Raw genomic sequence first — 11,849 nt, forward strand, 5'->3', positions numbered from 1 at the left:
CGCTTGTGCCAGTGGCCGCGCGATGGTAATCACCTTACAGCTGAGTCGACTGTGTATTTGCTGTATAGCGCGAGGTGACTTTTTCAAGGTAGCGCTGACCCCAGGATAAAACGGTGCAGACAATCGCATAGAGCAACGCAACCAGTGAGTACATCAACAATGGCTGGTAGTTTTCCGCCGCGATCTGCTGACTGACCTGAAACATTTCGACGATGGTGATCGATGCCGCCAAAGAGGTGTCCTTGACGAGGCTGATGAAACTATTTGACAGCGGCGGGACCGCGGTTCGCAGCGCCTGAGGGATGATGATTTCCCGCAAAACCAGACGGCGCGGCAACCCCACAGCATACGCGGCTTCCCACTGACCGGAATCGATGGATAAAAGCGCCGCCCGAATCGTTTCCGCACAGTAAGCGCCAGTATTCAGCGAAAAGGTAATGATCCCCGCTACAACCGGATCAAGCTTAATGCCATGCGGGAAAATGCCCGGGATGACCAAGCTGGGTAAGCCAAAGAAAACGATAAACAATTGAACCAACAAAGGGGTTGACCGGAAAAGCCAGACGTAAAACGATGCAACGCCTTTAGCGATGCTGATTAACACCCCTTTGCGCGCCGAGATCCGTGTCAAGGCGGTGATTAAAGCGATGATGAGGCCAATGGCAAATGAGACAATCGCGATCGGAATGGTGTATTTAATTCCGGCAGCGACCATTTGCGGCACGGCGTCAGCTATGATTTTCCACATACTTTTCCTCCTCGTATATTTAAATTACAACCAAGTTCTTGGATAGCTCCGTACTTGGATGTTGCGTGATATTCTCTAGTTGTTCATTGGATTTGGGTCCAACTGGTATAGGCTTTTCCCTCCTGTTGCTAGCTATTGCTAGACTTCACCCCGAGACTGCCGCCCAGATGAATCGAACAAGCACAAACCACAAGCTGCGGGGGCTGGAGATCAGTTCGGTGACTCGCGTTTCACCGAGCAGCTACTGATCCTCAGACAGACTGCTCATACTGCGAGGAAGTACTGTAGGTTCATAATTAGGGAATATCGCGCAGCGCCCAAGCCTATCCATAAATCAGAACAGAAAGGAGGTCCAATTCGATGAACTTGAATGTTGGTATTGATGTTTCAAAAGCAAAGCTTGATTACTGTGGCTTGGATTCTGCCAAGAAGGTTATTTTCCAGGACAAGACCACGAATACCCCTGACGGGGCCGGCCAAATTGAGAAATTAATCCTGGAATGGGCTAAACGCCAAGATGATTCACTAAAGATCGTGATTGGCATGGAAGCCACCTCGGTGTACAACATCCACCCCACACTTTACTTTGAACAAAGCTCAGCGCTCAGTGCGTTGGATGCCACTGTCGTCACGTTGAACCCCAAGATGACTCATCGTTACAGCCAATTGTTTGATGACGACAAGACTGATACCATTGATGCCTTCCACATCGCAGACTTTCTGCGCATTGGCCGGTATCAAGTGCCAGTGACCCGCGACGAGAAACACATTGCCTTACAGCGGCTCACCCGCGAACGGTATCACATCGTCAAACAAATTACAGATGGCAAAAACCACTTCCTCAACAATCTGTACTTCCGATTGAACACACTGGAAGCTGAGCTACCGACTTCTGTGTTCGGAAACACGATGATGACGGTGCTTAGCGGTGAAAAGTACACACTGGACGAAATCGCTCAGATGCCCTTACAGACGCTTACTCAAGATCTTAACCAATTGTCCCACGGTCGCTTTGGTGACCCAGAGGCGATCGCTAAGGCCTTACAAAAAGCCATCCGTAGCTCTTATCGCTTGAGCAAGACGGTTGCCGATTCTGTTGACCAGGTCATGGCGATTTACATCAACCAGATCCGGATGTTACAAAAGCAACTAAAAGCCCTAGACAAGAGCATCACCGACCTGTGTGCCGTCATTGATGGCTCACAGTCAACGCAAAGTATTCCAGGCGTTGGCCCAGTCTACTCGGCTGGACTACTGGCTGAAATTGGTCAGATTGAACGGTTTCCGAGTGAAGCTAGTTTGGCAAGCTATGCCGGACTGGTTTGGCGCAGAAGTCAATCCGGAAACGGTGAGCGGCAACTAACGCCGCGCACGCATAACGGCGATCAGTACTTACGCTATTACCTAATTGAAGCTGCCAACTCGGTAAGAGCGCATGATCCCACATTTGCCAGATTTTACGACAAGAAATACCGGGAGGTGCCAAAATATCAACACCGACGTGCTTGTGTCATGACTGCAAGAAAGCTGGTACGCGTGATCTATGCATTACTTAAAAACCACGAGTTGTATAAACCAGCCAAAGCGGTCTAGCGCGCCAAGCGTCAAGTTAGGGCTTTAGATTCACCTAGAGAAATTACTAAATCCCTGGGCTGGGGGAAGTATACCCTCTGAAAAATGAAACAAGTCTAGATAATTTGAATCACTCCCTTGACTTCAGACCACAAGTCTCTTAAGATACATGCCGGTACTTTCCGCTAAATGTCAAGCAGACTGCATGCTCTCAAGCTACTTTTCTCAGCGACATGCTGTAAACGAACGGGCAAATAAAAAAGCATTTCCGCCTCTGTCCATTTTTCATAGACAAGGACGAAAATGTTCCGCGTTACCACCTTGATTAACCGAACTGATCCGGCTCCCTTTAGGTACAGCACATCTCATGTGCGAATACCCTGACTCAATAACGGGAGCACCCGTCAGCTGCTTGCGGTGAACGTTCACAACTGAATGCATGAAAAGACCATCTTCGCCAGAACCCAATCATTGTCTTCCACCAACTGACAACTCGCTGCGGATCTTCGCCTGGCTACTCATCTCTCTGCCGCTAAGATATTGACATTACATTAGGCTAAAAAACAGGTGTTGTCAATAGGGGCGCGCGAACAGACTGGGCGATAGGGGCGCGCGAACAGACTGGGCGATTAAGTAACGCTTTCGCTATCTCCAATATAAAAACAAACGCAATTTGAATGTTGAAATTGCGTTCGCCTTTTACTTCTCATGAATGATTTTCTTAGCTTATTTTTTTATGAAGGTCAGCACGTTCTTCTTATTTGGTTTCATGCTTCCCGCCAAGAACGCAATGATGATTGCAATAGCAGAAAGTACAAACTCCAATACTGACCACTTAAAAACTAAGGTTAAAACTAACAGTAAGATGGCTGCAACTAACAAAACGCCATCTCTGGGGCCTAAGTTAATATATGGATACATCATCATTGGGGACCGCTTCTTTCTTTATCTTAGAGTCTTAGGTAATACTAATTCGGCTATGGCTGTCGTGTTACATTGCGTCCACCACTAACAATCCGCTTATACAGAAGAAGCACAAAGCGCCGGAGAGCACCGATGACACGTATCGTAATCGCTTACTCAGCTATCCAAATACGTCATACGCCCTTATCTTTTCTCTGTCAAGGGAAGCTGCATGTGTGACTACGTGTCAAAAGAGACTCATAGTCCTGCGTGTCAAGCTAGAGAAGTGATGCTTCTTTTATTTTTATCGGCCTTCATAAAAAAGTAATTGAATAATTCGAAAAGTGTTGACATGCATGCACGGCGCGACTAAAGTGAGATTCAACAATTGATGATCATGAAGACGGGATAAGTAACTACGTGCTTACTGCTCAGAGAGCCGCTAACTTGGTGTAAGGCGGACAGGCGGCATCAGCGAAAATGGTCCCCAGAGTGATTTGTGGATGAGCATTGTAAATCCGCAACGGTGGGCAGTCGTTATGGTGCCGGGGTATCATCAACTTGATTGTACCTGTCGAGGCGGATCGTGTGAACGATTCTCGCAAATCCAAGGTGGTAACGCGCAACGTCGCCCTTGGCCAATTTCGAAATTGGCTAAGGGCGGCGTTTTTTTGTCTTCGAGGTCATCAAAGAAAGGAAAGTGATCTTGTGCAAGAGACGACGAATGTTTCGGCGGTTTCCGTGGCGCAACCAGATACCATTGCACCTCTACGTGCGTTCTTTGCGCCCTTGGCAATTTTTATCACATTGATTTTGCAACTTTTATTACCTAAAGCTAGCACCATTACAGCAAAATCAGAACCATGGTTCACGGATTTGCTATTAATCGCGTTGGGGTTAACGGTAGGTTTGGCTTTGTATCATCTGATTACATCCAAAGCACAGCGTTATGTGTACAAGAGCTATTTTATTGGCGGCGTTTTTCTGGTGTTGGGGTTGTACAATCTGGTGACGTTGAAGTACGCATTGATTAATCCTCTGTTTTTCCCCAGCCCTGAATCGATTCTGGATGTTCTGGTCAAGGACTGGGCATTCTTGCTGAAGTGTCTTGCTTATTCAACGCGATTATTGTTTCTCGGCTTGTTGTTTGGCATCGTCACTGGTCTTGTTACCGGTATTTTGATTGGCTGGTATACCAAGTGGAATTACTGGTTATCGCCAGTCGTCAAACTCTTTGGTCCGATTCCTTCAACAGCATTTATTCCCGTAGCACTTTCGGCATTTGCAACAAGTTTTCAAGCTTCGGTTTTCCTGATTGCCTTGTCAACATGGTTTCCAATCACCATTCTGACCAATTCGGGAATTGTGAATGTCAAAAAGCAGTTTTTCGAAGTTGCTGACACGATGGGTGCAAGCAACGTCCAGAAAATCTTCAAGGTGGCGATTCCGGGAGCACTGCCAGATATCTTTGTCGGCATTTTTAACGGTATCTGCTCAAGTTTTATCACTTTGATGACAGCCGAAATGATTGGGGTTAAATATGGCATCGGTTGGTATATTAACTGGCAACGACAAATTATGGGTTACGCCAATGTTTACGCTGGCTTGCTGGTGATCGCCATTAGCTTTTCGTTGATTATTACGATCTTTTTCAAAATTCGCGATCACTTCTTGCGTTGGCAGAAAGGAATTATCCAATGGTAGAGACGACAAGTGGGGCAATTACAATTGATCATGTTCGCAAAATATACACGGATAATGGACCGGGTGCCAAGAATACGGAGGCCTTGCATCAAGTGGACGCGCAAATCCGTCCAGGGGAATTCATTGCTTTGATTGGACCTTCGGGATGCGGCAAGTCAACGCTTTTGCGTCTGTTAGCCGGTCTGGATACGCCGACAGAAGGAACTTTGAAAGTCGACTCCAAGTTGATCACGGGGCCAAGTCGCGAGCGGGGGTTGGTTTTCCAAGATGCCACCCTTTATCCTTGGCTAACGGTTGCGGACAATGTCAGATTTGGTCTGAAAATTGCCCATCAAAAGAACACGGACGATGCAGTTCATGAGTTGATTGAACTTGTGGGGTTAACCGGGTTCGAGCATGAATATCCCAGCCAACTTTCCGGTGGGATGCAACAACGGGTGGCGCTTGCCCGAGCATTGATTAATTATCCGAAAATTATGCTGTTTGACGAACCTTTTGGCGCACTGGACGCGTTTACGCGGATGCGGCTTCATGATGAGCTCATTCGTATCTGGCAGAAACGAAAGATCACGATGATCATTGTGACGCATGACGTTGAAGAAGCCGTTTATCTGGCTGACCGGGTTTTCACCATGACGCCGCGGCCGGCAGTGCTCAAAAAAATTGTCCCGGTTACCTTGCCACATCCCCGAGATCGTAACAGCCCTGAGTTCATTGCGTTAAAAGAAAAAGTGTTGGCTATTTTGAACTTTAAAGCTTAATGCATCATTTCATTGTTGCAGATTAGCAGCAAAAGAGGAGCGTGTCATCATGAAAAAGCAGACCAAGACTATTTGGGTAGCAATCGCAACGATTGCCGTTTTGGCAGTTGTGCTGGTTTTTGCGTTTGTTCATCAAAATAAGCAAACAACCAGTACTGCGCCACAAAACACAGCCACCGTGGCTAAGAAGGACGATAACTATGTTTTGCGCTTGGGTGATCCGGGTGGCGTCTGCGGTGCGCCGCAACAGATTGCGCAAGTGAAGGGGTTCTTCAAGAAAGTGGGATTGAAATATAAAGTCGTCAAGGTTGATGCAAACACGACGGGCATTGAGGCAGTCACCTCCAACAAAATCGATGCCTCTAATTCGCTATTGGGGTCAATCGTTCAGCCGATTGCTAATGGTGCACAGTTGAAAATTACAACGGGCTTGCACACCGGTTGTATCAGCGTTTTAACCGCAAAAGGCTCAACGCTTAAGTCACCGAAAGATTTTGTTGGCAAGAAAATCGGGGTTGCCGCTGTTGCCGGATCTGAAGCGACGTTTACCAAACGCTGGTTGGGGGATCATGGGGTTGAGGTTGGAACCAACAACGCCCAGGTGCAATTTGTTCAATATGATGCTTCTGAATTACCAATTGCGTTAGCCAAAGGGCAAGTTGATGCGATTGCCATTGAAGATCCCACCGTTCAGATTGCGGTCAAACAGTATGGCTTCAACATCGTCGCTTCTTCAGCAGAGACGGCGCCATTCAACACTGAATATTGCTGTGTGGCATATGTTTCCGCAAAAGTTGCAAAAGAGCATCCTGAAGCAGCACGGAAGTACACGTTGGCAATGCAAGAAGCCACTAACTGGGTTAAAACCCATCAGTCACAGACAGCGGCCATTCAAGTCTCAAACAAATTTGCGGCCGGCAAAGCGAGTGTGAACGAAAAAGCACTCAAGACATATGACTGGAAAGCTTCATATTATGGTGGACAAAAAGCGTTCATTCAGGTTGGTAAGGATTTGCAGAAGATCGGCATCGTTAATAAGAATACGGATCTTAATTCCCTGGCCAACAATGCATTCCTCAAAGTGAAAGATGTTCAGTAAGCTTTAAGAGACATAAGCTCACAGGCGGCAACGCTCCCGGTAACTAGGCAATATTGATGTCTAGATCGGGAATCGCTAGCCGATCTGCACAGTCCAAAACAGGTCCATTTCGTTGATGGTGTAGCAGCAGTAATCGACGAAACGGGTCTGTTTTTTTGATTGATGTGTGGTCAAGCGGCGGGAAACAGCTTTGCTTGCACGATGGTAGTTTGCCGGGGTGTTCGTTGACTCGCCCGATACTGGCGCAAAAACGCGTTCACTGGCGCAGAAGTCTGTGTGTAAGGACCATGGTCGTGATGGCCAAACCCGGGCCATCACGACCATGGTCACTTACACTCCGACTTCTAAGCGCGCCAGTCCACGCTCTTGTAGAAAAACGCGTTCACAGACCCAGAAACCTGCACATAAGGACCTCAGACCCAAATGGCCAAAGCCCAGCCGTTTGGGTCTGAGGCCACTTATGCTCCGGTTTCTAACCGGGTCTGTTCACGCTCTCTAGTCCTAAAGTCCAGTGACTTTATTTCTTAAATGCGGTATATTAAATGCGGAGAAGATATGTAAGATGTTAATGTTTTAGTGGAGGATAAGATGAAAAAGGCATGGGTATACGGTTTGGCTGCCATGCTTGGCTTGGGTGTATCAACGGTGATTGGTAATCAGGCGTTGACGTTTGCAGCTTCAGCGCCACCAGTTGCGGTACAGGCCTCAGCACCAAGTTGCAGTAGCGCACAACCAAAAGAAGACAGCGTGAAGCCAACGCAAGACGCCACCGAAAAGACGACCGATGATCAGCAACCGGTCATCACAGTAGCTGACACGGATGAAACGACTGACAGTAAAGAAAATTCAAAAAGTTCCGTGGTGCCTTCCGATAGCCAGGACGACAAGAAATCATCTGCAAGCACTGAAGCAATCAGCGGTGTCTCAGTGCCAAGCAGCAAAGTGTCAGAAGCATCGGCAGACAAGCCAAGCAAGGTTTCCGAAAAGACAGTCAGTTCAACGCCAACGATTAAAACCGAGCAGGAAGTTAATTCGCTGGTCAGTCAGTCAGTGACAAAGCCGACAGCAGAAGAGCAAAAGGAACAGGCCGTGGTTGCGGCAGCACAGGCAGCAACTCACGATCATGACAAAGGTGGCCAGTCGTTACCGGTTGTTTCAAGTGGCATTAATCACTTTGCAACGCCAACATCAAAGCAGAAGCATCCGCGTAATGCTGTCGAACTCATCTGGCAGGCATTAATCGACACATTTTCCCAGCGGCAGCAATGTCCAAGCGATATCAGTGACCGGCTGGTTGTCCATGAACCGACCGACGATCAGGGTATTGTCAAAACGTCATTGGCGCTCATGACCAAAGAGCTCCACAAGACGTTTTCTGTCAAGGAACTAGCGCAGAATTTTCAAAAGGATATTCTGACACCGGCCAATCGAACGATCAAAGATGTCATCGGCTTATTAAATCAGGTTTTACTGAAGCACCTGATCAATACCGATTATCGGTGAATCTTTGCTAGGCTATAATATAGAAGAAAACGTATAAAAATAAAGGTACCGATCGCAAAACGTGATCGGTACCTTTTCGATTGCGACGAAACGTCTGATCAAGCAGCTTTTGGGTAGCTGGCTTTTGGGATGATCAGCAAGAACGATGCCGCTTAATTTTGTTCAGCTTGAACCTTGGCTAAAGCCGTTGCCCGCCGTGTTTTAACGGTGTGGGCAACCAAGCCGATAACCAGACCGACAGCAGCCGGAACCAACCAGCCCAGACCCATTGCGGCGAATGGCAGGTAATGTAATTGGAAACTGTGTAAAGCCAAGCCAACTGCGCTTTGACTCACAACTGCCGGGAATGCAGCGAACATGTCCAAAACAGCCGGTACTGTAGTAAAGGCAACGACGACGCGGTAAACGACCGGATCGTGATGGAAGGCTTTGCCGAAAACAGACATGAGGATAAGTACCATTGAGAATGGATATAGGAACATCAACATCGGCACAGACCAAGCGATGATTTGTTCAAGCCCGAAGTTAGCGGTCAGGAAGGACAGAAAACTCGTCAGTGCCAGCCATGCCCGATAACTAACCTTAGGAAAATGCCGGTGGAAGTCTTGCGCGAATGCGGCGACTAAGCCCACAGCGGTTGTCAGACAGGTCAGCGTTAGCAAGGTGGCTAAAACTGCGTGGCCAGCGGTACCGAAGTAATAAGTGACCACTTGATTGAAGGCAGTACCACCTTCAGGACTCAGTTTGAAATGTGCCAGTGACATACTGCCAAGCACGATCAATGCAACGTAGATCAATCCGATAAAACTGGTTGCCATGACGCCGGCCTTGGCGGTTGCTTTGGCGACATGGTCATCATTTTTCAACCCCAAGCCGCGAACCGCCGTGACAACGGTGACCCCAAATGCTAACGCAGCAAGGGCATCCATCGTGTTATAGCCTTGCAGGAAGCCATTCATGAAGCTGCCGTTTTTGTATGCAGCGGTAACGGTTTGCGCAGCCGGATTGCCCATTGGATGCAGGTAGCCGACGAAAAAGACGAAGAATAAGAGCACTAGAAAAATCGGGTTCAAAACTTTACCGACAGCAGTGGTGATCTTCCGTTCCTTATAGGACAGGAAGAACGCTGCGCCGAAGAATAAGGCGGAGAAAACAAGGAGGCCGCCTTGCTGCCAGTCTTTTGGCAACATTGGTAAAACGCCGGTGGTGAATGAGACGGTTGCCGTCCGCGGGGTGCCGAACATAGGACCGATCGTTGCGTGGATCAGCACCATGAAGACGAGGGCAAAGACGCCACCAAGCGGTCGTCCGATATCATAAACGCCTTCCGCATGCGTGGCGGCGATGGCTAAAACGCCTAGTAGCGGCAACGCAACGGCGGTGACCAAAAAGCCTAGCATGGCCGGGAACCAGTTAGCCCCAGCGAGCTGACCAAGGTGCAGTGGGAAAATTAGATTGCCGGCGCCAAAGAAGAGGCCGAACAAAAGTGATGCAATGACGACATAATCACGGGTTGAAAGTTTCTTTTCAGGTAATTCCATTTGAGTTCCTCCAATAAGTTTAAGTCAGGCGTTAATTCATTCATGAGGCGACTAATGTGGGTAATGTCAGATTCCAATTGCATCACATCCTTAATTGGTTTGTTGATCTAGTTGCTGCGCGAAAATGCGGACAGGTTACGCTTACCATAACGCGTTCACCAGCCCAGAAACCTGCGTGTAAGGACCTCGGTCGCAATGGTCAAAGACCGACCATCACGCCCAAGGCCACTTACACTCCGGTTTCTAACCGGGCTGATTCACGCTCAAAAAAAGTCGCCCTTAGATTTAATCTAAGGGCGACTTTGCGCGGTACCACCTTAATTCACCAAAGTATAGAGCCTTGGCCTTCATCGCATACGGTCCGTGGACGATATGCTAGCACTGTAATGGGTGCTCCCATGACACGTTACTGAAGGTTCGGTGTCCTGCTTGAAAGGGATCTTCATCATGTCCTGAATGCTTCCTCACACCAACCGAAGCTCGCTGAATCCATGAACATCACTACTTGTCTTTCGCGTTGCATTTGTATTTGATTATGAGTTTAACACGCTTTGCTTCCTTGTCAACAACTAATCTAAATTTAATGTTGCTGGTTGCAACTAAGAAAAACTTGGGAAGGGTAATAATTATAATTTTTATATAATGAAGTCAATAGAAAATGCTGACTAAAGTTCACTAGTGAACAACTCATATCGGCTAATCAGCGGTCGAAATGACACGAACAAAAAATATTTTTTAATGGGTTCAATAACGCCAATTTGATGAACTGGTTAAAAATAAATTGCTAATATTGCTTATAAACTTGCATTAATGTAAATGGCCTAATTTTATAAAAAACAAAATTTCAAAAATTACGTAATATTGCCCGTCTGACGGGGCTAATTGGCTGATCGTATTGTTTGATTACCGATTCGGCAAGGTGCTATATTGATATTAGTAACACAGGTAAAGAAACTTTTCACAACACCCATGGAGGTAAAATCGATGAGGAAAATTAATTATATTGTAACTGGTATTTCGGCTTTGACGTTGGCAGGTTGTCTGGTACCAACAGGAAGTGTGTTTGCTGCAAATGACACAAAGACTTCTGTGGCAGAAGTTAATATCCTTCCTGGTGATATTAACTTGGACAAGGTGCCTGATCTTCACTTTGGCACAATCAACATCGGTGAGATCACGGCAGGCAACGTTGATCTAAAGCTTGATAACAATACGATTGACGCAACAGGTCCGGTTAAAGACGGTACCAATGCCATGGACGGTAATGCTGACGGCGAACTAACTGTGTCTGATAATCGTGGTACCAGTGCAGGTTGGGCTCTGACCGCCCAATTAGGCGATATGAAAGACTCTGCCGGTAGAACGTTGAATGGGTCACTGACACTCAAAACTGCTGACGTCACGACAGATAACCCGACCCTCAATGCCGTTAACCCAACAGCTGGAACGACCCTTGATTTCGGTGGCGGTTCACTTCCGATCTGGAAGGCTGATGCTTTGGCAACAGGCACAAATGGGCAAGGGCAAGGTAAGAACACAGCCTTATTAAAGAAGGGCAGTGAAACGGTTCTTCACCTTCTCAAAGATCCAACAGCAAGCGCCGGCCGATACCAAGCAGCAATTACTTGGACGCTGGCTGATGCACCTTTGTAATTTAGTGTTCAAGCTAAAGGGCGGCGGGGCATCCGCTGTCCTTTTTTGGCAAATTGCCGCGTTTTCCGGTTTCTAACCGGACTGGTTCACGCTCACATTAACGCGTTCGCTGGCGCAGGAACCTGCGTATAAGGACCTTGGTCGCAATGGCCTAAAGCCCGGGCCATCACGGCCAAGGCCGCTTATACTCCGGCTCCTAAGCGCGCCAGCTCACGCTCACATTAACGCGTTCACCAGTCCAGAAACCTGCGTGTAAGGACCTTGGTCGCAATGGCCTAAGCCCGGGCCATCACGCCCAAGGCCACTTACACTCCGGTTTCTAACCGGACTGGTTCACGCTCACATTAACGCGTTCGCTGGCGCAG

The 11,849-nt window shown here is 47.7% G+C and carries 9 protein-coding genes and 1 other annotated feature; of the genes, 6 read left to right on the forward strand and 3 right to left on the reverse strand.

Annotation, left to right across the window (positions count from 1 at the left end; translation table 11 throughout):
• Window positions 1–34: 34 nt before the first annotated feature.
• Complete coding sequence (locus LACZS1_RS02735) at window positions 35–748, reverse strand: amino acid ABC transporter permease (RefSeq protein WP_049170852.1); 714 nt, start codon at window positions 746–748, stop codon at window positions 35–37.
• Between the two features lie 360 nt (window positions 749–1,108).
• Between LACZS1_RS02735 and LACZS1_RS02740 the strand changes: the two genes are divergently transcribed.
• Window positions 1,109–2,341: an IS110 family RNA-guided transposase gene (locus tag LACZS1_RS02740; protein WP_070650064.1), complete on the forward strand. Its 1,233-nt coding sequence runs from the start codon at window positions 1,109–1,111 to the stop codon at window positions 2,339–2,341.
• Window positions 2,342–2,610: 269 nt separating this feature from the next.
• Window positions 2,611–2,861 (reverse strand) — a binding site (T-box leader).
• A gap of 185 nt (window positions 2,862–3,046) precedes the next feature.
• Here LACZS1_RS02740 and LACZS1_RS02745 read toward each other — a convergent pair.
• Window positions 3,047–3,247: a hypothetical protein gene (locus LACZS1_RS02745; protein ID WP_070652063.1), complete on the reverse strand. Its 201-nt coding sequence runs from the start codon at window positions 3,245–3,247 to the stop codon at window positions 3,047–3,049.
• A gap of 684 nt (window positions 3,248–3,931) precedes the next feature.
• On the opposite strand from LACZS1_RS02745, the gene LACZS1_RS02750 reads away from it, so the two are divergent.
• The 4 genes from LACZS1_RS02750 (at window position 3,932) to LACZS1_RS02765 (ending at window position 8,290) form a co-directional block, all read left to right on the forward strand.
• Entirely contained in the window at window positions 3,932–4,927 is a 996-nt protein-coding gene (locus tag LACZS1_RS02750) for an ABC transporter permease (protein ID WP_414973777.1), read from the forward strand.
• Window positions 4,921–5,688: an ABC transporter ATP-binding protein gene (locus LACZS1_RS02755; RefSeq protein WP_047107226.1), complete on the forward strand. Its 768-nt coding sequence runs from the start codon at window positions 4,921–4,923 to the stop codon at window positions 5,686–5,688. Before LACZS1_RS02750 ends, LACZS1_RS02755 begins: the two co-directional genes overlap by 7 nt.
• A gap of 49 nt (window positions 5,689–5,737) precedes the next feature.
• Window positions 5,738–6,787 carry an ABC transporter substrate-binding protein gene (locus LACZS1_RS02760; RefSeq protein ID WP_070652064.1) on the forward strand — a complete coding sequence of 350 codons (1,050 nt, stop codon included), beginning with the start codon at window positions 5,738–5,740 and terminating at the stop codon, window positions 6,785–6,787.
• 588 nt (window positions 6,788–7,375) lie between these two features.
• On the forward strand, window positions 7,376–8,290 hold the full coding sequence (locus tag LACZS1_RS02765) for a hypothetical protein (protein ID WP_070652066.1): 915 nt from the start codon (window positions 7,376–7,378) through the stop codon (window positions 8,288–8,290).
• A gap of 152 nt (window positions 8,291–8,442) precedes the next feature.
• Here the strand turns inward: LACZS1_RS02765 and brnQ are convergent, their stop codons facing one another.
• Entirely contained in the window at window positions 8,443–9,831 is a 1,389-nt protein-coding gene (gene brnQ, locus LACZS1_RS02770; protein WP_070652067.1) for a branched-chain amino acid transport system II carrier protein, read from the reverse strand.
• Between the two features lie 984 nt (window positions 9,832–10,815).
• Between brnQ and LACZS1_RS02775 the strand changes: the two genes are divergently transcribed.
• Complete coding sequence (locus LACZS1_RS02775; protein ID WP_070652068.1) at window positions 10,816–11,484, forward strand: WxL domain-containing protein; 669 nt, start codon at window positions 10,816–10,818, stop codon at window positions 11,482–11,484.
• Window positions 11,485–11,849 lie beyond the last annotated feature (365 nt).

It is taken from the genome of Lacticaseibacillus zeae subsp. silagei (assembly GCF_030770335.1).
GTDB lineage: Bacteria > Bacillota > Bacilli > Lactobacillales > Lactobacillaceae > Lacticaseibacillus > Lacticaseibacillus zeae.